At 72.0% G+C, this 24,036-nt stretch carries 11 protein-coding genes; 7 read left to right on the top strand and 4 right to left on the bottom strand.

Translation table 11 applies throughout. The features are described 5' to 3' along the window. Positions 1 to 15: 15 nt before the first annotated feature. On the bottom strand, positions 16 to 2,259 hold the full coding sequence (locus ACZ9QC_RS10470) for a hypothetical protein (RefSeq protein ID WP_472919921.1): 2,244 nt from the start codon (positions 2,257 to 2,259) through the stop codon (positions 16 to 18). Between the two features lie 250 nt (positions 2,260 to 2,509). Here ACZ9QC_RS10470 and ACZ9QC_RS10475 point away from each other — a divergent pair, with 250 nt between their 5' ends. From ACZ9QC_RS10475 to ACZ9QC_RS10485, 3 genes are all read left to right on the top strand, one after another. Beyond that, the gene (locus ACZ9QC_RS10475; RefSeq protein ID WP_472919922.1) at positions 2,510 to 13,198 is read left to right on the top strand and encodes an actin cross-linking domain-containing toxin; all 10,689 of its coding nucleotides are present in this window, start codon (positions 2,510 to 2,512) and stop codon (positions 13,196 to 13,198) included. Then, the gene (locus tag ACZ9QC_RS10480) at positions 13,195 to 15,885 is read left to right on the top strand and encodes a right-handed parallel beta-helix repeat-containing protein (protein WP_472919923.1); all 2,691 of its coding nucleotides are present in this window, start codon (positions 13,195 to 13,197) and stop codon (positions 15,883 to 15,885) included. Before ACZ9QC_RS10475 ends, ACZ9QC_RS10480 begins: the two co-directional genes overlap by 4 nt. 86 nt (positions 15,886 to 15,971) lie before the next feature. Next, positions 15,972 to 16,859, top strand: a complete 888-nt coding sequence (locus ACZ9QC_RS10485) for a hypothetical protein (RefSeq protein WP_472919924.1) — start codon at positions 15,972 to 15,974, stop codon at positions 16,857 to 16,859. 97 nt (positions 16,860 to 16,956) lie between these two features. Here the strand turns inward: ACZ9QC_RS10485 and ACZ9QC_RS10490 are convergent, their stop codons facing one another. Then, entirely contained in the window at positions 16,957 to 17,352 is a 396-nt protein-coding gene (locus ACZ9QC_RS10490; protein ID WP_215449320.1) for a pyrophosphohydrolase domain-containing protein, read from the bottom strand. A gap of 193 nt (positions 17,353 to 17,545) precedes the next feature. On the opposite strand from ACZ9QC_RS10490, the gene ACZ9QC_RS10495 reads away from it, so the two are divergent. Continuing rightward, positions 17,546 to 18,685 carry a peptidoglycan recognition protein family protein gene (locus ACZ9QC_RS10495; RefSeq protein ID WP_472919925.1) on the top strand — a complete coding sequence of 380 codons (1,140 nt, stop codon included), beginning with the start codon at positions 17,546 to 17,548 and terminating at the stop codon, positions 18,683 to 18,685. Between the two features lie 127 nt (positions 18,686 to 18,812). Then, on the top strand, positions 18,813 to 19,811 hold the full coding sequence (locus ACZ9QC_RS10500) for a TAXI family TRAP transporter solute-binding subunit (protein ID WP_472919926.1): 999 nt from the start codon (positions 18,813 to 18,815) through the stop codon (positions 19,809 to 19,811). A 36-nt stretch (positions 19,812 to 19,847) separates the two neighbouring features. Here the strand turns inward: ACZ9QC_RS10500 and ACZ9QC_RS10505 are convergent, their stop codons facing one another. Both ACZ9QC_RS10505 and ACZ9QC_RS10510 read right to left on the bottom strand, forming a co-directional pair. Further along, on the bottom strand, positions 19,848 to 21,260 hold the full coding sequence (locus tag ACZ9QC_RS10505) for a sensor histidine kinase (RefSeq protein WP_472919927.1): 1,413 nt from the start codon (positions 21,258 to 21,260) through the stop codon (positions 19,848 to 19,850). 9 nt (positions 21,261 to 21,269) lie between these two features. Then, on the bottom strand, positions 21,270 to 21,956 hold the full coding sequence (locus tag ACZ9QC_RS10510; RefSeq protein ID WP_184900077.1) for a response regulator transcription factor: 687 nt from the start codon (positions 21,954 to 21,956) through the stop codon (positions 21,270 to 21,272). Between the two features lie 320 nt (positions 21,957 to 22,276). On the opposite strand from ACZ9QC_RS10510, the gene ACZ9QC_RS10515 reads away from it, so the two are divergent. Together ACZ9QC_RS10515 and ACZ9QC_RS10520 are read left to right on the top strand one after the other, a co-directional pair. Beyond that, entirely contained in the window at positions 22,277 to 23,053 is a 777-nt protein-coding gene (locus ACZ9QC_RS10515) for an amino acid ABC transporter ATP-binding protein (protein ID WP_086756243.1), read from the top strand. An 82-nt stretch (positions 23,054 to 23,135) separates the two neighbouring features. After that, positions 23,136 to 23,987 carry a glutamate ABC transporter substrate-binding protein gene (locus ACZ9QC_RS10520; protein WP_472919928.1) on the top strand — a complete coding sequence of 284 codons (852 nt, stop codon included), beginning with the start codon at positions 23,136 to 23,138 and terminating at the stop codon, positions 23,985 to 23,987. Positions 23,988 to 24,036 lie beyond the last annotated feature (49 nt).

The following is a 24,036-nucleotide window of genomic DNA, read 5'->3' on the forward strand; positions in this document are numbered from 1 at the left end:
CGCCCGCGAGGGGGGTCAGCGCCAGTTCTCGCCGAGCGCCCCCAGGGGCGGTTCGTCGCCGTAACGCTCGTGCTGGGTGACGGACTCCCGCAAGTACCAGGTCCCGTCCGCGCGCCGCTGCCAGACCTCCTGGATCTCGTTGTTCTCTGCGGCCACGAAGCGCTGTCCCGTGTTCTCGTTGGTGACGACCTTCAGCACGGAGCCGTCCGGTTCCGTGTAGTCCGTCCGCGTGACCCCGTCCTGCAGCCGGGTCGTCGTCCCCGGGGAGGACGTGTCGCCGGAGGGGCGGCCGTCCGCGTCGACGACCGGGTTCTCCACCGTGAGGTACGCGGGAGGCCTGTCCAGGAACTGCTGGGGGTCCTCCTTGCCGGCCTCCGACTCCAGATAGGTCTCCTTGTCCAACCGCAACACCCAGTCGCCGTCGGCCGTCTTGCCCCAGATCTGCTGGGTGTCCCGGCCGGTGGCGTCGGTGACGTAACGGGTCCCGGACCCGTCGGCCTCGACGGCCGTGTAGACCTTGGTGACGGTGCCGTCGGAGCTGCGGATCGTCGTCACCGAGTCGCCGTCGGTGGAGAGCGGATGGTACGTCTCCGTGTACGACAGGCCCGTGTTCTTGTTGGTGACGGTGGTGGTCGTCTCGACCGGGTCGCCGTTCGCGTCGACCTTGATCTCACCGTTCTCGTCGAGCTGGAACGACACCGTGGTCGTGTTGTTCTCGTCCGTGATCGTGTAGCCCGTGGGCACGAACGCCTCGGGGGGCAGGTCGTCCAGCTCGCCCCGCATGCCCCGGAGCTGGCTGAGGTCCTCGTCCTTGTCGAAGTCCCGGTCGCGGATCTCGTCGAGCCGGTCGCCGAAGCCGTCCTGGAGGTCCTGCTGCCGCTGCTGGAGGGGCTTCTCCTCCTCGGTCAGCGCGGTCTGCGCGTCCTCGGTGTCGGACTCCTCGTCCCACAGCTCCTTCTGGCGGTTCTGGAGGTCGTTCGACTCCCGGTCCAGGGGGTCCAGCCGCGACTGGAGGTCGGCGCGGTCGGCGTCGAGCTCGCCCTGCTTCCCGTCCATGGTGTCCTCGACCTCCTGCTGGGTGGACTTCTCCAGGGCCCAGAGGTCCTTCTGCTTCTGCTGCAGCTCGTCCTGCCGCTCGGAGAGGGGCTTCTGGTCGGCGGCCAGCGCGTCACGCTCGGCGTCGATCTCCTTCTGCCGCTCGTCCAACGGATCGAACGCCTGCTGCTGGTCGCGCTGCTCCTGCTCCAGGGCGTCCCAGCGCGCCTCCAGGCGCTTGCCCTCCGACTCCCACAGGGCATCCCGCTCCTTGTCGAGGGCGTCCTGCCGACGCTGCCAGGCGTCGAGGTCGGCCTGGGTGACGCCCTCCTCGGCCAGCAGGGCCCGCCGCTCCTGCCAGAGGGCCTCCCGCCTCTCCTGAAGGGCGTCCTGCTTGGCGTCGTAGGCCTTCTGCTCCTGTTCGAGGGCGGTGACCTTCTTCTCCGTCGCCGCGTCCTGCTCGGCGCGCAGGGCCTTCGCGTCCGCCCACAGCTGCTGCTGCTTGCGCTGGAGCTCCTCCTGCCGCTTGATCAGGGGCTCCTGTTCCGCGCGCAGGGCCTCGGAGTCCTTCTGCAGTTCGTCCCGTCGCGCCCGGAGCTTCTCCTCGCGCTCCTCGAGGAGTTCCTTCTGCTCCTGCCAGAGCTGCCGCTGCCTGGCCTGGAGTTCGTCCTGCTGCCTCATCAGGGGCTCGCGCTTCGCGGCGAGTTCCTCCTGTTCCCTGTTGAGCTCCAGCTGCCGCTTCTCCTGGGCCGCGGCCTGCTCGTCGAGCCTGTCGCGCTTCTCGACGAGGGCGGCCTGTTGCTTCTTCAGGCGCTCCTGTTCCCTCTGGTAGCCGATCTCCAGACGGCGGGCCAACGCCTCGCGCCGCTTGCCGTCCAGCGTCTGCTTGCGTATCTCGTTCTGCCGGGTCGCCTCGCCGCGGACCTGTGCGGTGACCTGCTGGGCGGCGCCGGCGGCCTGGGCGGCGTCCTGGTCGTAGAAGGCCTTGCCGGCCCGGTCGAGGAGGTTGCCGAGGTCGGTCATGACCTGCCAGCCCTCCTGGAACGACTTCTTCCAGGCCCCGTAGAACTCCTCCAGGGCCTCGGCCGTCTCCCGGCGGGGGCCGATGTCCCCGGGGGCGAACGTCTTGTCCGTCTGCGAGGTGACGTCCAGCTCGTCGCGGAGGTGCCACAGATGGCGTGCGAGGACGGTCATCAGGTCGTAGTCGTAGGAGACGCGCACCATGTCCGCCGTCCTTTCCTCGAAGCGGTCGTGTGCCGGGCGATCGGGCGCGAGGGCCGGTCCCGCGGCTCGTGCCGGGGTTCGGTGCCGAGCCGCCCTGTAGACGAGGAGCCGGGGCCGGATGGTTCAAAAAAACTTTCCGCCGCACCTCACTGACCGGCGGAAATGTGGCGTGCGCCACTCTCTTGAACTCTCGTGCCGCCTGGGAACGTCTGCCTTCGACACCCAAGTCCCGGACCGCGTGGAGGATTCGTTGGCCACCTCCGACGAGTGGAGCAGAGTCGGCTTCACCGGCAATCCGGTGACCGGGAATCCGGGCGTCCTGGAGAGCATCGCCAAGGAGCTGCGCGACCTCGGCGATCTGGCCGGCCGGGTCAGCGGCGGCCTCGACACCCTGCTGGCGAAGGCCGAGGACGGCGGCTTCGAGGGGCGGACCGCGGACGCGCTGCGGACGTACGTCAAGGACGAGCTGAAGACGTACATGGCAAACATCAACCGCTCCTTCGAGATGGCCGCCGACGCCACCGCCCGCTACGCCCGCGCGCTCGGGGACGCCCAGGACCGGGCCGAGAACGCCGCGGACACCGTGGCCGCGCTGGAGCGGGTCGGCGGTGAGCCGCTGGCCGCCAACGATCCGGAGATGGCCCGTGCGCGCGGCGAGGTCGACGCGGAGCGGGACGCCGTCCAGGCCGAGGCGAAGATCCTCGAAGACGCGTTGCACGAGGCGTCCCGGCTGGTGTCGAGACCCGTGAAGAAGCCGAAGAAGAGCTTCTGGAAGCGGTTCGTGTCGACGTTCTTCAAGGTGCTGGAGATCGTCGCGCTGGTCGTCACCATCGTCGCGGCCATCATCGGCGGCCCGTTGGGGCTGGTGGCCTTCGGACTGGGCGCGGTGCTCTTCGCCAAGGCCCTCGTCGACTACGCCACGGGCAACGGCAACGCCCTCAGCCTGGGCCTCGCCTTCCTGGGCGTCCTGTTCCCGTCGACGAAGGGCCTGACCACTCTCGGCGGACTGTTCCGGCTCGGCGCGTCCGGCGCCAAGGCCCTCAGCGGCGCCCTCTCCGCGAGCGGGCGCCTGCTGTTCCGGGGCGGCAGGGCGTTGATGTCCTCCCCCGGCCGGATGCTGTCGCTGGCGGGCCAGGGGCTGGTCAGGTTCGGCGGAGGGCTGGCGAGCCGGGCGGGCAGCGGGTTCATGGCACTGCCCCGGGTGCTGGCGAAGACACCCGCGATGCTGGGGTCGGCCCTGAGGTTCATGGGCGGCTTCGCCCGCGGCGCGGTCCGGCAGGGCTGGTCCGCGCTGAGCCGCGACTTCTACCGGTCGACCGCGTTCGTCACCGGCAACATGGCCACCAAGCTGGGCGTCTTCGCGGTCATGGGCCTCGGCCGGCTCACGGCCACCGCGCTGCTGCCGATGAGGTACTCCGAGATCGCCCGGCTCGGATACCGGGGCGCCGCCCGCATGGGCTTCATCAACCGGGGCCTGCACTTCACCCCCAAGAGCTCCGGCCTCCTCACCAGGACGGGCTCCCTGACCGGCGACCTGCTGGACCTGCCGGCCAGGAACCTCGACCGGGGCGGCACCCTGCGCCCGTTCGACGGCACCGGCTCCGACACGCTCGCCGTTCCCGGCACCCCCGGGTTCCACGAAACCCTCGACGAGCTGGCCGACATCTCGGTGACCCCGGTGACGACGCCCCGCACCCCGGGCTTCAGCTCGCTGCCGGGCCCGAGCCCCGTCCGGATGCCCGGCCGCCTCGACGACCTGGGCGTACGGCTCGGCGCGCTCGACGACCTCGACGCGGTGGGCCTGCCGGTCGGCACGGTCCCCGGCGGGCAACGGCTCGGCCTCTTCACCCCCGTGAACGATCGCCTCCGTCTCCTCGACCCGCTGGACGGCCGGGTCGGCGACGGTCTGCTGCCGTCGCCCACCGCCCTCGACGACCTGCGGGACCTCGACGCCCTGACCGGTATGGAGCGCACCCCGACCGGGCTGCTCAGACCCCTCGACGACCTGGCCGGACTGAGCCTCGACGGCAGGCTGGGCGGGCTCACCGAGTCCCAGGTGCGGCAGGTGCTGGACGGCGAGATCGATCTGGTGCGGGTCACCCCCGACGGGGTGGTGCTGCGCATCGGGAAGACCGACCCGATCGACGTCCGGGTCGGGTTGAAGGACGGCGTGACGATCGAGGCCCTCGGCCCGGCCGACCCCCGCGTCCCCACGTGGAACGCCACCAAGGGTGCCGAGGGACTAGACGACCTCGGGATCAAGCTCGACGATCTGACCCGTCTGCTCCCCGACACCGGCGACGGCTCCCGCACCGCACGCGATCTGCTCGGTCTGGGCCCGGTCCGCACGGACGTCACCGCTCCCCCGGCCACCAAGCCGTTCACCGCGCTGACCCTGCGGGACATCGTCACCGGCGGCGCCACCGGCCGGCTCGCCACGGAGCGCTTCCGGACCTGGCTGCGCGCCCAGTCCGCCCAGCTCCAGCTGGACACCGCCGGGCGCAGACTCAGCGAACTCGACGTGCTGACCGACGTACCGCCGCTGAGCCGCGCGCGGGCGGAGCTGGATCTGAGCGCCGCTCGAATCGACCTCAACCAGGCCAGGATCGCGTTCGACCGGCTCGGGATGAACCTGGACGCGGTCCGCCGGGACGTCGTGGTGATGACCGCCCGGGTCGACGGGCCGGTCGCCGCCCTGCCCACCGGCGAACTGCGGCTGCTGGACGACCTCGGGCTGCCCACCGGCCGGTGGATCACCATGGAGCCCGGGCAGAACGTCACCTGGGTGGTCCGGACGGACGCCGGGATCGTGCCGGACGTCCAGGTGCGGATGGCCGACGGGGGCTTCACGGTCACCGGCCCCGAGGGTGCCGTCGCCCGGTTCGGCGCCGACGGACGGCCGGACCGGCTGGCCTTCGCCGCCGACCGGTCCGTCGACGTCCAGGCCATCGCTCCGGGCCCGGTCTGGCGTGCGACCGACGAGACGCTGTGGCGCAGCGGCGGCAAGCGCCCGCTCGACCAGGTCTTCAGGGTCGGTTCGCTGGACGGCATCGGGAGCGGACTGGACGGCGTCGGAAGCGGACTGGACGACCTCGGCCGCCTCTCCGACGACGTCCGCTTCGACCGCTTCGACGCGCCCGCGCCCCGGACCGACTCCCTGGTGGTGGACCCGTCCGACCTCCCGGGCATGACCGGTTTCCGGACCGAGTGGCAGCTCACCCCGCTGGAGAACGGTGGCTTCCTGTTCACCGACCAGACCGGTGACCTCCGACTGGTGTTCGACGCGGGCGAGGTCCAGCAGTTCACCGACATCCGGCTCCCGGGTGCCGACGCCTTCGTACGCTTCGACGCCGACCCCGGGCCGGGATCGCTGCCCCGGATCGTCGGCGAGGACGGCGTGGGGCTGCCCGGCGGTGCGACGATCGAGCCGGTCAGGGGTGCGCTGGGTGTGGTGACCGGGGTGCGGGTGCAAGCGCTCGACGGCTCCTGGATCGGCCGCTTCGACCTCGACGGCACCCGGCTGTCGGAGCAGCTGACCCTGTCCGGCCCCGTCGGCGGCCCGCTGAGCGGGGCCCGGCTGAGCACGACGTTCACGCAACTCCCGGGCGGCACGACGTCGGTGACCCACCGGCTGACCGTACCGGGGCTGGGCGACGGCGCCTTCGATGTCGTACGGCTCGACGGGGCCCTGGGGCAGCGGTTGCCGGGCGGCTTCTCGGTGACCGACAGGGCCACCGGCGGCCAGTTCCTGTTCGACCGGGGCGGCCGGTTCGTGGACCTTCCCGTGGACGGGGTGCCGGCACCCCGCCTGGACAGCTTCGGGACGACGGTGCCGGACACGACGGCGCGCCCGGCGCCGGCCCTCGACGCTTCCGACGGTCTCAGCGGTGTCGGAGGCCCCGACGGCGTCGGGAGTCTCGACGGCGTCGGGAGTCTCGACGGTGTCGGGAGTCTCGACGGTGTCGGAGGACTCGACGGTGTCGGAGGACTCGACGGTGTCCGGGGGCTCGACGGTCTCGGCGGCAATCCGTCCGAGCGGCTTTCTCCGGCGTCCCTGCCCGGGACCGGAGTCCTGGACGACGTGGCGAGCGAGGTCACGGGACCACTCCCGGGCGGCGAGCGCGTGTCCCTGGAGGACCTGGCCGTTCCGGCGCCGCCCCGTGTCGCTCCTCCTCCGCCCGCCCCGCCGCATCTCGCTCCGCCACCGCCCGCCCCGCCATCGGTTCCCGCCGCCGCTCTCCCGGCGCACGCGCCCGGTGCGCCGGTGGCCCCTCGGGGCTCGCGGGCGGTGGCACCGGGCTTCGACTCGTCCTTCCCCGCCCCCTCCATCGGCACCGAGAGCGAACTCGGCGGGTTCGTCGTCGCGCTGCCGGAGAACGCGGACCGGACCTTCGCCTTCGTGTCGAAGGCCGGGACCGACGAACCCCTGCTCATGGTCACCAAGGACATGAGCAAGGGCGCCTACGCCAACCCGGCTGACCTTTCGACGGCACAGCGCGGCAACTGGCAGACGCACACCGTGGAGCTGATCACCTATCCCTCCCGTCTGGGCGACCAGGCAGCGATCGGCGCCCGCAACGACGCGACCCAGTGGCTGCTCGACGTCTTCAAGGAGCGGCTCGGCGGCCACAACCACCGGCCGCTGGAGTCGATGACCAGCCCTGACGGGCTCTACCGGCTGCAGGTGACGAGCGACCGGCACGTCATCGCGACGGGGAGCGGCCTCGAACTCGAAGGCATTCCCTCCGTCTCCATGCCGACCACCCAGCAGCAGGCCACGATCGGCATCCGGGCCGTGGACTTCGGCTCCCGTACCTCGCAGGAGCTGAGACTGCTGGCGGACCACGCCCACTGGTACAAGCCCGCATTCCGTGACGACGAGGCCCTGCGGACGGCGCTGACCCGGGAGGCGCTCGACGCTCCCGAGCAGGTGGAGAACGCGTACACCTATGTGAAGTCCGTCATCGACTTCACCTCCGACCTGGTGCGCAGGCACGGCATCCCCATGGAGGGCTGGTCCGGCGCGCCGCCCTACCGCGGTCTGACCCACCCCGCGGTGAAGAACGAGTGGTCGGTACTGCCCAGGACCAGGCCGAGTCTGGTCCTCGACGCCCTGTCGCCCGGTGACCGCGCCCTGACGCTGAGACTCCTGCGCGAGGCGCCCGCCCTCGGTGACGAACCCGTCTGGCAGGCGGCGAGGCAGTACATCCTCACCGGCAACGAGGTGGCCGGACGAGGCATCAACAACGCCACCGTGGGGGGCGAACGAGCCCTGCTGTTCGAGTTCCGCTCCCTCCCGGACGAGCTGAAGGGCGCCGTGCCTCACGAGAAGGCGCCTGTCCTCGTGGTCACCGACCCCCTGGCCGAGCTGGGCGGGAACCGGGCGGCCGGCGTCCGGAGGATCAACGACTTCGTCTCCGGACCGGAGAACCGGGACGCCTTCGCGGACTGGTACCGCACGGAGTTCCCGAGGGATCCGGACGCCGCGCGCATCCACCAGGACAAGGGCACCGACGCGATCCTGAGGATGGCGGCGGCCCGCCACAAGGCCGAGTGGATCAGCCTGCGGCATCCGCAGACCTGGCAGGACATCACCACGAGGCCCGCGGCACCCGTCGTCCCGTCGACCTCCGCGGTCCCCACCGCCCCTGCCGTCCCGCCCGCCCCCTCCATGCCTGCCGCCCCGGCCGTCCCGGCCGTCCTGTCTGCCTCCTCCGTTCCGCCGGTGCCCCCGCATGTCGGCGCGGGGTCGCTTCCGGACGGGCTGAACCGTCCGATGACCGACCTCGGCGGGCCGGGCCTGCCCCCGCCCGACCTGCCCAGGACGGGCCTGGACATGCCCACCGCCGACCTGCCCTCGACGGGCCCGGACCTGCCCACCGCCGACCTGCCCCGGACCCCGCGGACACCGGGGACCGACCTGCCGCGGATCACCGGGAGCCCGGACGTCTCCCTCTCCCGGACCACCCCCGCACCGGACGTCAGCCTCACCCACACACCCACCGCCGCATCGGACATCAGCCTCACCCGCACACCGACCGTCACACCGGACGTCAACCTCCCCCACACCCCCGCGCACGTACCCGTCGTGCGGGAGGTCCCCCTGTCCGGGCTGGACGACGTGGCCGGGCTGCGGCTGCGCGTCACGGAGGTCCCGGCGACCGACACCGCCCCGGCGTCGGTCCGCGTCGAGGTGCTGGACTTCACCGCCCAGGGCGGGCCGGCGCGGCTGCCGGACGCCTCGGTCACCGTGCGGGAGGGCGGCGGATTCACCGCCACCGGCCCGCAGGGCGGCGTGCGCTGGCACTTCGACGCCGCGGGGCGTCTGGAACACCGGGAACTGCCGCTGACCGGAACCGACTTCTCGCTGCGCTTCACCGACGATGCCCTCCGTCCGATCCGGGTGACCGGCCCGGACGGGGCCCCCGTCCCCGGCGCCGCCGTCACACCGGTACGGGATGCCTCCGGCGCGCTGAGCGAGCTGACCGTGCGCGTGCCCCTGCCCGGCCCCGACGGTCCCACCGCGGTGTGGCGCTTCGAACCCGGTGGCCTGACGCACTCGCGGGAGCTGCCGCTCACGCTGCCGGGCCTGGACGGGCCGTCCGGTCTGGGGGTCAAGGTCACGACCGCCCCCGGAGCGGGCGGCACCACGACAAGAGTCCTGGAACTGACCGGCCCGCCGAACCTCACCGGCTCCTTCCGGCTCGACCCCGTGGGCGGCACGCTCTCCGGACGGCTGCCGCAGGGCTTCACGGTGACCGACTCGGTGACCGGCTTCCGCTTCCACTTCGACCACTCCGGTCGCCTCGCCTACCGCGACCTCCCCGACCAGGACGGGTCCGGCTTCCTGCGCTTCAGCGAGGAGGCCCCCGACACGGCACCGACCAGGCTCGACGAACTCGACGACGTCATCGGGGACGGCGGCCACCTGCCGCTCGCCCCCGAGACTGACGCGCTGGACGGCATCGACCTGGCGCGGATCTTCGACCTCACGCTCGACGAGGCCGCCGGCCTCCGGGCCGCCCCCGGGGGCTCCCCCACCCACCTGTCCGACACCGCGGGGGCCCTCGACCTCCTGCCCAGGGCGCTCGACCCGCACGCCACCCGGTCACCGGACCTGCCCCGCCTGCCAGGACCCGCCGACGATGTGACCGTCTCGCCGGACCGCTTCGAGCTGCGACGGCAGGCCGTCACCGCCCTCGACGACCATCTCGGCCTCCCACCGGCGCCCCGCGTCGACGGCCTCCCGCCCGTCGCCCACAGCACCGGCGGCCATGTCGTCGGCGACTTCACCGTCACCCCGACACCGCACGGCGGGCCCGGCGGCAGCCACCACACTGTCCACCACGGCCCGACGGACGTGACCCTGGGCTTCGGCCCGGACCGTGAACTGCGCTACCAGGAGATGTTCCTCAGGGGCGGCCCCGACGAACTGGACGGACTGAGGGTCGGTGCCACCGGCCGGGCGACGGACGGCAGTCCCTGGACACCCGACTCGTTCGACTTCGCGGGCACCCGCACGGCGGACGGCTTCACCCTCTCCCCCAGCACCGACGTGCCCGGCGGACTCAGCCTCACCGACGCCGCCGGGACGACCACGTGGCACTACGGCCCCGACGGCGTCGCCGCCTTGCGGGACCTGCGGCTGCCTGCCGACCGTGGCGTCCTCCGCTTCGACACCGGCACCCCCGGTGGGGTGCCCCAGGTGCTCGACCCGGCGGGCCGGCAACTCGGCGGCGTGCGGGTCGACCTGCTGGACGAGGGCCGGATCGCGCTGATCCCGACCGGCAACGGCGCGCACCCGCTGGAACGGACGGTGTTCGACCCGGCGGGCACCCTGCTGGAGGAGACGGTCGCGGTGCGCGGCAAGGGCGGCGTCCCCACCGGGGACCTCTGGAAGATCGACCATGTCTCCGGCACGGCCGTCCGCACCGACACCTCGGGCACCGCGTTCACCGGCCGCTTCGACACCGCGAGCGTGGAGCGGTCCGCCACCGGCCAGTTCAGGCTGACCGGTGCCGCCCCGGGCAAGGTCACGCTGTTCGAACGCGAGACGCTGCGGAACGGCAACGTCCTGCACCTGTCCCGGGACCGCTACGGGCAAGCCCGCTGGACCGAGTTCGACGCCGCCGGTGACGTGTTCCGGCACGGCCGGCGCATCGGGGACCCCGACCTGCGCACCTTCCACGACGTGCCCTCCGGTACCTGGCGCCGGCTGCTGGACAACGCCGGTGACGTGCGGACGTACACGAAGGCCAGTGACGGCGGTCTGGTGCGGGCCGAGAAGGGCCCGGGCGGTGCGTGGACGTGGCAGCGCTTCGCCACGGACGGCACCGAGTCGCTGTCCGGCACCCGGCACTGGAGCTGGGACCACGTCGGCTTCAGGGACACCTTCCGCGACCCGGCGACCGGTGTGGAGTCCGTCGCCCAACGCCGGGGCACGACCTGGCCGTTCGGCGGTGTGCACGGCTCCCGCATGTACCAGGAGTTCTCGGTGGTGCCGGGCCACGCGCCCGCCGGCGGCCGGATCGACGTGGGCGCGTACACCGGGCACGGCCTGGCGAACGCCCAGATCAAGAGCCTGGAGACGCTGTCGGACGGCGGGAGCCTGCTGGTGCGGCGGTTCTCGGACATGCGCCCGCCCGCGTTCCTGTGGAAGAGCGCGGCCGGCCGCAGCCCGTTCGACGGCTTCTTCCGCGACCTGTTCGCCGGCGACTCGCTGCACCGGGTCAGCCACTGGACCCAGACCGCCGCCGACGGCACGACGATCACCGGCGTCCGTCTCAACCCGTCCGGAGCCAACTGGGTCGACATCGACGAGTACGGCCGTGTCGTGCGCGAGACCCGCAAGCTCGACGACGGCCACGTCGTCGAGATCGGCCGCAGCCCGGACGACCCCACCCGCTGGGCGCCTCTCCCGGAGTACCGCGCGGGCGGCTCGTACGAGCTGTCCTGGCGCGACACCACGAGCGGCACCACCGGCACCCGGCACGTCGACGGCGAGGGCCGCTGGCGGGACCTGTTCACCGACGACGGCGGCGTCGAGCGGGTCCGGATGCGCGGCGAGGGCCGCGACAGCCGCGAGTACCTGTTCGAGGCGCCCTCCACCCGCGACCTCTCGCTGCACGACAACGCGGGCACCTGGGTCGACAGGAACTCCCTGCTGCACGTCACCGGCCGCCGTGACCTGATCGACGGCCGGATCGTCGAGTCGTCCGGCAGCCCGTACCGCACCTCGTGGACCTGGCGGGAGTTCTCCGCGGACGATCCGGCCACCGTGGTCGCCGAGGGGGTCCGCAGGCAGAACCGTGGTTCGTTGTACTCGAAGACCTGGGACGACTCGTTCGTCGACCTGGACCGGCTCGGCGACACCGTGCGCGAGCGCAACGCCACCGACACCGGGAGTTCCTGGGTCGACGCCGTGCGGCAGCCCGACGGCACATGGAAGTGGACGAAGACCTCCGCCGACGGCACGGTCCACTCCGAGGGCACGCGCGTGTACGAGGGCGCCGCGGGCGGCGGCCGCTGGCGGGACCTCGTCGACGGCCAGGTGGTCAGGGAGCGGGAGGCCGGGGGCCGGGTCCGCGAGTTCGACTACAAGATCCTCACTCCGGAGCCGCCGACGGCCCCGCCGACCACCGGCTCGCTGCGCGAGCTGCTCGCGCACGCGGCCCGCCAGTTCGAGCCGCCGCGCACGGTCGAGGTGAACACGCAGGTCTGGAAGGAGTACGACCTCGGGAAGGTGTTCCGCGAGCGGGTCGCCGTGGACGGCGTGCCCGGCCGGTTCCGGGAGGTCGACAAGCAGTGGGGGCAGTGGCGTGAGTTCCAGGACGGCCGGCTGGTGGAGCAGCGCACCTTCACCGGGCGTATCTGGAAGACCGACGCCTTCGGCCGGCTGAGCACCTCCGGCCCGGCGTTCGTCCCCGAGTACCTGGCGGGTGCGCTGCCCCGCATGGGCGACGAGGTCGGGCTGGCGGGCGACACCGGCTGGCGGCTCATCGGCCGGGAGACCGACTTCCGGGGCCCCGAGATCGAGGCGCTGGGCCTGCTGCGCGAGGTGCAGGACCCGTGGCACGGAGTCTTCACCGGGGTCAGGGACGGGGTCTCGGCCGAGATGCCGGTGTGGCAGCGCGAACTGCGCGCCGCGCTCACCTCGTTCACTCTCGGCTTCGTCACCGACTTCACCGCGAGTCTCGCCATCACCGCCGCCACCACGGGCGACGGCAGCGTCTCCCGTATCGACGTCTACAAGGCCCTGCTCAGCGGCACGGTCGGCGGTTCCTTCGGCAGCGGCCTCAACGTCCTCTACAACCGCACCGCGCTCGGCCATCTCAAGACCAGCATGGGCGCCCGCGACTGGGGCGGACACCCGAAGCAGTCGATGAACTCCAACACCGACGACTGGGCCACCGACTGGGCCGCCCAGGAGAAGGCCACCCGCTGGCGCAACGCCACCTACGCGAACACCGTGGGCATCGCCACGGGCGCGCTCAGCGGGTTCGTCAGCACCGCCGTCAGCGCGGCGGTCTTCGGCGTCAACGGCCACGACGTCAAGGGCGCGGACGCCCTGGTGGCGGGTCTGTGGGGCGCGGGAGCCTCCGCCTTCGGCGGGGTCACCACCGGTCTGGCGAAGAACGCCTTCCACCTCACCACCGGCGCCCGGGTCTTCCACAAGGGCGGCCTGCCGGAGATGGGCGTGAACTGGGGCGAGGCCGCGCTGACCAAGTACATCAGCTGGCTGATCACCGAGGCGGGCAAGAAGAACGGCAGCGATCTGCCCGCCCCCGGCCGAGCGTTCCCGGCCGCGCCGCCGACCACCACGCCCGCGTCCACCATGCCCACGTCCACCACCCCCACCACCACGCCATCGGCGACGGCGCCGCAGCGACCGGCCCCGGATCCGGCCGCCCTGCTCGCCGACGGATTGGAGTTCCCGTGACCCCCACCGCCACCGTGCACCGGGTCGCCCCCAAGGGACGCGGCGCCCATCGCAGCATCGCCTCCGCCCTGCGCGCCGCGCGCGACGGCGACGAGATCCGTGTCGCCGCCGGTGAGTACGTCGAACAGTTGCTGGTCGACCGCGCGGTCCTCCTGGTGCCGGAGGAGGGCGCACGGCACGCCGTACGCGTGCTGGCGGCCTCCCCCGGCCGCCCGGTGCTGGAGGTCGCCGCGCGGGCCGTACGCGTCGAGGACCTCGTCCTCGTCGGCCAGGACCCGGGGCTGCCCGCAGTGCTGGTGGACGCCGGGGATCTGGAGCTGGACGGCTGCGACGTGTCCGGCGGCCGCATCGAGGCGGGCGGGGACGCGTCGCTGACCCTGACCGACTGCGGTGTCTCGGGCGCCGAGCTGGCGGCCGTGCACCTCAACACCACCGGATCGGCGCGGCTGACCCGCGTCGTGGTCGAGGACGTCGAGGGGACCGGCGTCGTCGTCGGCTCCCGGGCGACCGCCGAGGCCGACGAGCTGACGGTACGACGGGTCACCGGGTCCGGACTCCGGGCCCGGGGCGGCGCACGCGTGGTCCTGCGGGAGTGCAGGATCTCCGGTCCCGGGCGCAGCGGGCTGCTGGTGGAGGACGACGCCTCCGTCACCGCGCGGGACTGCCGGGTGGAGGAGACGGCCGGCGAGGGCGTACGGGTGCTGGGCAGTTCCGCGCGGAACGCGCCGCCCCCGGGGGACGCGGAGCCCGGGGGCGGCGGGGTGGTGCTCACCGGCTGCGAGGTGCTGCGCACCGGCGGGGACGGGGTCGCCGTCTCCGGCGGCGGCGATGTGCTGATGCTCGGCTGCCGGCTGCGGGACGGTTCCGGGCCCGGGGTGAGCGTGGAGGACGAAGGCCGCGTCGAGCTGGTGGACTGCCAGGTGGACGGGGCGCACGGCTCGGGCCTGGTGGCCCGGGGCACGGCCCGGCTGTCGGCCGAGGGCACCTCGGTGACGGGCAGCCGGGCGAACGGGCTGCTGGCGGGCGGGCGCAGCGAGGTGCGGGTCGACGCCGGCGATCTGACGACGTGCTCGTTCAGCGCGGTGCACGCCTGCGACGACTCCCGGGTGACGCTCACCGCCTGCCGGATCGGCTCCTCCGCCGAGCACGGCATCCGGGCCACCGACCGGGCCGACCTCACCGTGGAGGGCGGCCGGGTCGTCGACTGCGGACTGTCCGGGGTGCGGATCGACGGGGCCGCCGAGGCACGGATGCGCGGGCTGTCCGTGATGCGGGGCCGGGCCGGGATCACCACCGAGTCCTCCGGGACCGTGGTCCTGGAGGAGTGCGATGTCGTCGGCGCCGAACGGGCCGGGATCACCTGCGGCACGGAGACCGCGCCGGTGCTCCGGGACTGCCGGATCAGCGGGACGGGCACGGCCGGCCTGGTCATCGGCGAACGCGCCACGCCGAGCGTCGAGGGCTGCACGGTCCGCGACGCGGCGGGCTCCGGCGTCGTCGTGGGCCCCCGCGCCGAACCCCGGGTCAAGGCCGTGACGGTGGTCCGGACCGGCAAGAACAGCCTGTTCGTCGGCGAGCAGGCCCGCGGCACCTTCGAGGACTGTGTGTTCGGCGGCGCGGGCGACGACGGCGCCGCCTTCCCCGCCCTGCATGTCTCGACGGGCGGGGCGCCCGTGCTGCGCGGCTGTCTGGTCCGTGACTGCGAGGAGGACGTGGCGGTGGAGAAGGGCGCCCGCCCGGTGTTCGACGACTGCCTCTCCCGGGACGTGAAGAACCCGTCCCTGCCGACCGGCGCCGAACAGGCCCTGTCGGCGGCCGGGGGCCCGGAGGCGGCGGGAGCCGTGACCAGCGCGTGGGAGACCGAGGCACCCGCCGAGGACACCCTGGACGACCTGCTCGCCGAACTCCAGGGCCTCGCGGGCCTGGAGCGCGTCAAACACGATGTCTCGTCCCTGGTCAAACTGATGCGGATGGTCCGCCGCCGCGAGGAGATGGGCCTGGCCCCGCCCCCGCTCAGCCGCCATCTCGTCTTCACCGGCAACCCGGGCACCGGAAAGACCACCGTCGCCCGCCTGTACGGCCGGATCCTCGCCGCCGTCGGACTGCTGGAGCGCGGCCACCTGGTCGAGGCCGACCGCTCCGCCCTGGTCGGCGAGTACGTCGGCCACACCGGACCGAAGACCACCCGCGTCTTCCAACAGGCCCGGGGCGGTGTGCTGTTCATCGACGAGGCGTACTCGCTCACCCAGTACGCCGGGTCCAACGACTTCGGCCAGGAGGCCATCGCGACCCTGCTGAAGCTGATGGAGGACCACCGCGACGACGTGGTGGTCATCGTCGCCGGATACCTCAAGGAGATGGAGGTCTTCGTCCGCTCCAACCCCGGCCTGGCCTCCCGCTTCAACCGCACCCTGCTCTTCGACGACTACAGCGGCGCCGAACTGGTCAGCATCGTCGAGCACCAGGCCGCCCAGCACCAGTACGAGTTGACGCCGGAGGCCGTCACCGCGCTCACGGCGCGCTTCGACGCCATGCCCCGCGACCGGGGCTTCGGCAACGGCCGTACGGCACGCCAGTTGTTCCAGGCCATGACGGAACGCCAGGCGTACCGGGTCGCCGAACTGCCGGACGCCTCGGAGGCGGACGTGACGACCCTCAGGCCGGAGGACATCCCACTGAACCCCTGAACCGCCCGGCACATCCCGCACCCGCCCGCAGATCCCGTACGCACCAGACGCGTTCCGCACCGGACGACCTTCGAAGGACTGGCCCCATGCCGCTCAAGCCCCCCTCCAGCGATCGCAGAGAAGGCGAGTTCGCCGACCTCTTCGCCCGGCGGACCCGCATCCCGCTCCGCGGCTTCCTGCCCGGCCGCCGGGTGTGGAAGGCCGTCGGCGGTCTCGCCGCCGCCGTGCTGGTGATCGCCGGCTCCGTCACCGCCGTGGCCGCCGTCGACTGGAGCGACGACGCGTCCGAGAAGGTGACCACGGCGGCCGACGAACCGGCCGACGACCAGGCCGTGACCGGCGACACCAAGAAGGCGGCGGCCGACCCGTCGCCGACGGACCGGGCCGAGGGCGAGGGCAGCGGCAAGGGCAAGGACGGCCCGGACGTCGTCTACGTCCCGGTCAGCGGCGGAGCGGGCACGGGCGGCGCGGCGGATTCGGCGCCGGACACCGACACCCGGTCCGGGACGGACGGCACCACGGGCGGCACCTCCGGCTCCACCGGCACCGAGGAGAAGAAGAACACGACCACCCGGAACACCGAGTCGGGGTCGACGTCCGGCTATCTGTGGGCCGACGGAAGCGTGGAGGCCGACTCGAACGCCTACTGGGACCAGAGCGTGGTCACCGTCAGGTCCGCCAAGCCGATCACCTCGCTCAAGGTCGTCGTCCGGATCATCCAGACCGGCGGCGTGAAGAGCACCGGGACCTGGACCTCCCTGGGCGACAAGGTCGCCGTGGGCCAGAACTCCACCGGCGACCAGATCGGCTACGTCATCACGCTGAAGTCGGGCGTCACGCTCGACCCCGGCACCTATGTCTTCAAGGTCCAGTACGACCACGCCCAGGGCGGACGCGACGCGGGCCGCGACCTCTACACCGTCACCGCCGTCGCGAACGGTTCGGACGACGAGTCCGTGTCCGGCCGCTTCTGACCCTCCGCACGGCCGTTTCAGAACGTCCGACGGCCGTTTCAACGTCCGACGGCCGCGTTTCCGAGCATCGCCGTCCGGGGGCGTCCGGCCAGCGGGCTCAGCCGGCCCAGCCCTGCTTCCGCAGCACCGAGGACACGTCGGGTGCCTGGTAGTGGTCCCCCTTGAGCACCTTGCCGTCCGCCCGGCGGGCGACCCGTCCGTCGGGGCCCAGCTTGGTCATGTTCGAGCGGTGGATCTCGGCGATCACCTCGTCCAGGTCGATGCCGTGGACGAGGGCGGTGCCGTACGCCACGTACACCACGTCGGCCAGTTCGTGGGCGAGCCGGTCGAGCGGCCCGTCGACCGCCACCTCGGCGACCTCGGCGGCCTCCTCGGCCAACAACTCCCCCCGGTGGGCGGCCAGCTCGGGCGAGACCTCGGTGGGGGCGGTACGGGCGTCGAGACCGAAGGCCCGGTGGAACTCACGGACCAGTCGAGCGGGAGAGGAACTCATCCGCCGACCCTACCGACCGGCCGCCCCACACCGACAGTTCTGTCCGACTCGTACGGCCATGACACCCAAGTCCCTCTGTGTCACGGAACTTTGACGTTACGTCAGCACAGGGGGGCGGTGACGGAACGGGTGACTCCACTCCGTACCCTCCGTTGTGTCTTCACGTACCACCCCGAGCGATTGAGGACCCATCGTGAGCGTTCCCCCCACCTCCCCCAGCCACCGGGCCAGGTCCCGGGTGACCCGCCGTGCGGTGATCGGCGCGGCCGGCGCGGTCGCGGCCGGCGCCGTGATCACGCCGACCGTGATGGCCACGACCGGCGACTCCGGCGGCGCGGACACCAAAGCGGAGGACACCGAGGCCGGCACCACGACCGAGACCTTCCCGAAGACCCGCAGCGAGGCCGCCACCGGCGAGGCACCCGTCGAGGCGGCCTTCCCCATCGGCTACGTGGGCGTGCGCTGGGGCGGCACCGACGAGACCACCGGCGGCGGCATCCGGCTGACGGACGCCGACGGCGGGCAGGGCGCGTGGCGCTCGCTCGGCGACGGCGGCTGCTCGGTCGCCAACGGCGGCGGCGTGCTGATCGCGGCCGACCAGGCCGCCGGATACGAGCTGAGAGCCCCCGACGGCGCCACGGGGCTGCGCTCGCTCGCGCTCGACACCCTGCACGGCCCGGACCGCGAGGTCGCCGTACCGTCCGACCCGACCCGGGTCCGGGGCGTCCAGTACCTCACGCGGGCCGCCTGGGGCGCCGACGAGTCGCTGCGGTTCAAGGCGGACGGCACGGAGAACTCGCCCACCGCGTTCTACCCGTTCCAGACGATCACCGTGCACCACACGGCCATGGCCAACGACGACCCGGACCCCGCCGCCACGGTGCGCGCGATCTACCAGCTGCACGCCGTCACCAACGACTGGGGCGACATCGGCTACCACTTCCTCATCGACGAGGAGGGCCGTATCTACGAGGGCCGCTACTCCGGCGACGACGGCCTGCCCGCGCACGACGCCGACGGCAAGGTGGTGACCGCCTTCCACGTCGGCGGCTTCAACTCCGGCAACCTCGGCATCGCCCTGCTGGGCACCTTCACCGAGCAGGGCCCCAAGGAGGCCGCCCGCGCCGCGCTCACCCGCCTCGTGAAGGTCCTGGTCCGCCAGCACGGCGTCGACCCGCAGGCCCGCGTCACCTACACCAACCCGGTCAACGGCACCCAGAAGGAGGTCGCGGAGATCAGCGGCCACCGGGACTGGATGGCGACGGAGTGCCCGGGCGAGGTGATGTACGCAGAGCTGGAGCGCCTGCGCACGGCGGTGGCCACCGGCCGCTGACCGCGTTCCGTGCCCCCGGCCGCCGGGCCCGCCCCCTTACGGGTCCGGCGTCGCCGAGGTCACGAGCTCGCACCGGATGGGTCCGACCCTGGCCTGCCCGCCCGGTGACCTGGCAGGATCTCGTCGCATGGTCCAGGTACTCCCACGCATCGGCAGGCGGCGCGCGCTGCTGGGCTCGGTGGCTTCGCTGGTGGTCCTCGGGCTGCTCACGTGGTGGCTGTGGCCGCGCGAGGAGCCCCCGAGCGGGACGATCACGGTGACCACGGGAGCCGAGCGGGGCGTCTACCAGGAGTACGGCAGCCGGCTGCGGAACGCGATCGCCGGGGACATGCCGGGGCTGCGGGTCCAGCTCATGCCGAGCAACGGTTCCCAGACGAACGTCCGCCGGGTGGCCACCGGGCAGGCCGACTTCGCCATCGCCGCGGCCGACGCCGTCCAGACGTACATCGACGAGGAACAGCCCGGCGCCGACCGGCTGCGCGGGGTGGCACGGCTGTACGACGACTACGTTCAGCTGGTGGTCCCGGCCGACTCGACCATCCAGAACGTGTCGGAGCTGAAGGGCAAGCGGGTCGCCGTGGGTCCCGAGGGCTCCGGCGTACGGCTGATCGCCGAACGTCTGCTGAAGGCGGACGGGCTGGACATCGACAAGGACATAGACGCGCGGAGCGACACGATCGGCACCAGCCCGGAGGCCCTGCGCACCGGAAGGATCGACGCGTTCTTCTGGTCGGGCGGCCTGCCCACGAAGGGGCTGACGGACCTCGCGGAGAAGGAGAAGTACGACTTCCGGTTCGTCCCGATCCGCAGCGACCTGGTGACCGGTCTGCACGACCGGGGCGGCGTCTTCAGTCACTACCGGGCGTCCGTGATGCCCGCCGACGCCTACCCGACCATCCTCCCGGCCTCGGTGCCCACCCTCACCGTGGCGAACCTGCTCATCACCCGTGCCGACATGGACCCCCGGCTCACCGAGTGGCTGACCCGCGTCGTCCTGAAGAGCCGTGACAACATCGGCCAGCACGTCCACGCGGCCCAGGTGGTGGATCTGCGCACCGCGATCTACACCGACCCCCTACGACTGCACCAGGGCGCGAGAGCGTACTACCGCTCGGTGAAGCCGTAGCCCTCCGGGAGTCCGGCCCCGCCCCTGCCCGGCCCCTCAGGCCGGCGGGCGCGAGCGGGGCACCGTCACCGTGACCCGCAGCCCGTGCGGCTCGTGGTGGGCGTAGGCGATGGAGCCGCCGCCCGCCGCGATCAGCGCCCGGGAGATGGAGAGCCCGAGGCCCGAGCCCTTGATGTTCTGGTGCGCGGTGCTGCGCCAGAAACGGTCGCCGACGCGTTCCAGCTCCTCGTCGCTGAGGCCGGGCCCGCCGTCGGTGACCACGACCGTGGACGTCTCGCCGTTGGAGGCGACCCGGACCTCGACCCGCTCCCCGGCAGGCGTGAACTTCAGCGCGTTGTCGATCACCGCGTCCAGGGCGCTGGACAGGGCGATGGGATCGGCCCAGGCGGTGGTGGCCGGGCAGGTGCCGACCAACGACACCCCCTTGTCGTCGGCCAGCGGCGACCAGGACGCGACGCGCTCGGCGGTCAGCTCACCCACGTCGATGAGCCGCAGATCGGAATCCGCGTGCTCGGCGAGCGCCAGGTCGAGCAGATCGTCGAGGACCGAGGCGAGCCGTTTGCCCTCGGTGCGGACGGAGGCGATCTCCTCGTTGCCCTCGGGCAGTTCGAGCGCGAGCAGGTCGATGCGGAGCAGCAACGCGGCCAGCGGGTTGCGGAGTTGGTGCGAGGCGTCGGCGACGAAGGCGCGCTGTTGCTCCAGCACGTCCTCGACGTTGTCGGCCATCTCGTTGAACGACCGTGCCAGCCGCCGGAGTTCGGGCGGTCCGCTGGCCACCGCGACCCGTGACTTGAGCCGCCCCGATGCGATGGCGTGGGTGGTGACGTCGAGGACGCGTACAGGCTTGAGGACCCAGCCCGTCAGCCGCAGCGCGGCACCGACGGCGAGGAGCATCGCGGCGATCTCACCCGCGCCGATGACCAGCCAGCCGCGCAGGATCTTGGAGCGCATCTGGTCGGTGGGCGAGTCGGTGACGACGGCCGCGACGACGTCACCGTCGTGGATGACGGGGGACGCGACGACGAGCCGGCCCTCCTGCCAGGGCCACACCTGTCGCGGGTCGTGCGGGCGGCGTCCCAGCAGCGCCTCGTCGAAGGCGGCGAGGCCCTCCCCCTCGGTGGGCCGGCCCCACTCCAGGGGGGCGTTGGCCATGGCCGGCTGGCTCTTCTCCCGGTAGAAGACACCGGCCTTGATGCCGTACACCCGGTAGTACTGCTCCAGCTCCCGCTGGAGGGTCTCGCCGCGGCCGTCGGTGGTGTCCACCCGGGATCCGCTCGGGCGCTCGGTGACGAACTGGGCGAGGGCCGCGAACCGCGCCGTGTCATCGATGCGGTCGATGACCACCTCCTGCTGCCGCGCCGCCGCGAGGCTCACCGCCAGCGGAATGCCGAGGGCCAGCAGCACGGCGGCCATCAGGACGATGAGCAGCGGAAGAAGACGAGTGCGCACGCGGGCACGCTACGGCGTCGGGGCGACCAGCCGGTAGCCGACCCCACGCACCGTCTCGATGAGGGCAGGCATCCGCAGCTTGGACCGCAGGGAGGCGACATGCACTTCGAGGGTGCGGCCGGTCCCTTCCCAACTGGTCCGCCACACCTCGCTGATGATCTGTTCCCGGCGGAAGACGACCCCGGGCCGCTGGGCCAGCAGCGCGAGCAGGTCGAACTCCTTGCGGGTCAGCTGGACGACCGAGCCGTCCACACTGACCTGCCGGGTGGGCAGTTCGATGAGCACGGACCCGAGCCGCAGCCCGCTGTCGCCGGACGACGCGGCCTCGTCGGGGGCCCGGCGGCGGGCGACGGCGTGGATCCGGGCGAGCAGCTCACCCGTGTCGTACGGCTTGACCACGTAGTCGTCGGCGCCGAGGTTGAGGCCGTGGATCCGGGACCGTACGTCGGAGCGGGCCGTCACCATGATCACCGGGGTGCTGGTGCGCTTGCGGATCTTGCCGCAGACCTCGTAGCCGTCCTGGTCGGGCAGGCCGAGGTCGAGCAGGACGACCCCGAAGCCGTTGCCCTCGGGGACGAGCGCCTGGAGCGCCTCCTCGCCGCTGCGGGCGTGCGTGACGTCGAAGCCGTGCCGGGCCAGGACCGCGGACAGGGCGGCGGCGACGTGGTTGTCGTCCTCGACGAGGAGCAGCCTCATTCCGGCCCCTTTCCTGTTCGGTGGGTCATGCGTTTCGGTCATGTGTGCGTCTCTGGCTGGCACACATTACGCGGACGCGCATCCCGGGCACGCGCGTATCGACTCCCTGGCAGTCACACTGATGAGTGAGGACGCCGTCAAGGCCGGAGGGGTTCCGCGCGGGTTCCGTTATCCAGCCGAAACGCCCCGCTCGGGCTCGTCACGTGCAGTGTCCGTCCGGCTACCAGATCGTTATGCTCAATTCTCGCTCAGATGTAATGACGCTGGTCGTCGCCGGTCACTACTGTCCTCCGAAACCGAGGAAGACGGAGCCCAAAGCGATGACCGAAGTTTCGGTGGTCAAGGACGCGGTGCCCGCGGCCGACGACCTGGTCGTCCTGAAGAGCGTCAACAAGCACTTCGGCGCGTTGCACGTACTCCAGGACATCGATCTGACGATCACCAGGGGCGAGGTCGTCGTGGTGATCGGACCCTCCGGGTCCGGCAAGTCCACTCTGTGCCGCACCATCAACCGGCTGGAGTCGATCGACTCCGGCGACATCACGATCGACGGCAAGCCGCTGCCCGCGGAGGGCAAGGCGCTCGCACGACTGCGGGCGGACGTCGGCATGGTGTTCCAGTCGTTCAATCTCTTCGCGCACAAGACCGTGCTCGAGAACGTGATGCTGGGACAGCTCAAGGTCCGCAAGGCCGACAAGAAGCAGGCCGAGGAGAAGGCGCGGAACCTGCTCGACCGGGTCGGCGTGGGGACCCAGGCCGACAAGTACCCCGCGCAGCTCTCGGGTGGTCAGCAGCAGCGCGTCGCGATCGCGCGGGCGCTGGCCATGGACCCCAAGGTCATGCTCTTCGACGAGCCGACCTCGGCGCTCGACCCCGAGATGATCAACGAGGTCCTGGAGGTCATGCAGCAGCTGGCCCGGGACGGCATGACGATGGTCGTGGTCACCCACGAGATGGGCTTCGCCCGTTCAGCCGCCAACCGGGTGGTGTTCATGGCGGACGGCCGCATCGTCGAAGAGGCTGTGCCGGACCAGTTCTTCAGCAACCCCCGCAGCGACCGGGCCAAGGACTTCCTGTCGAAGATCCTGCACCACTGACGGCCCCGCCGACACCCCTTCCGGCCCCCGGCACCCGCACCATGACGGTCCGCATCTCTTCACCACAAAAAGGATGTTCACCATGAAGCTCCGCAAGGCCTCCGCCGCAGCAGCCACCGCCCTCGTCCTCGCCCTGACGGCCACGGCCTGCGGCGGCGACGACAGCAACGGCAGCGACAACGGCTCCGACTCCGGTTCCAGCGGCGGCGGCAAGATCAAGGTCGGCATCAAGTACGACCAGCCGGGTCTCGGTCTGAAGAACCCCGACGGTTCCTTCTCCGGCTTCGACGTCGACGTGGCGACGTACGTGGCCAAGGAGCTCGGCTACGACGCCAAGCAGATCGAGTTCGTCGAGACCAAGAGCGCCGACCGTGAGAACGCGCTGGCCCGCGGCGACGTCAAGTTCATCGCGGCCACGTACTCGATCAACGACGAGCGCAAGAAGCTCGTCGACTTCGCCGGCCCGTACCTGCTGGCCCACCAGGACCTGCTGGTCAAGGCCGACTCGGACATCAGCAAGGGTACGGACCTCAACGGCAAGACCCTCTGCTCGGTGACCGGTTCCACCTCGGCGGAGAACGTCAAGAAGAGCATCGCCCCCGACGCGCAGCTCAAGGAGTACGGCGGCTACTCGGAGTGCATCGCCGGCCTGCAGAGCGGCGCCGTGGACGCGGTCACCACCGACGACTCGATCCTCGCGGGCTTCGCCGCGCAGGAGAACTACAAGGGTCAGTTCAAGCTCGCGGGCCTGAAGCTCAGCAATGAGAACTACGGCATCGGCGTCAAGAAGGGCGACACGGCGACCGTGGACAAGATCAACGCCGCCCTCGAGAAGATGGTCAGCGACGGCGCCTGGGAGACCGCGGTCAAGGAGAACTTCGGCCCGGCCGACTACAAGAACGAGCCCGCCCCGAAGATCGGCGTCATCGCCTAGTCAGCGGATATCCGCCACCAGCGCGGATCTCGTTGTCGCGCCGCCGCCC

It is taken from the genome of Streptomyces sp. HUAS MS02 (assembly GCF_055702265.1).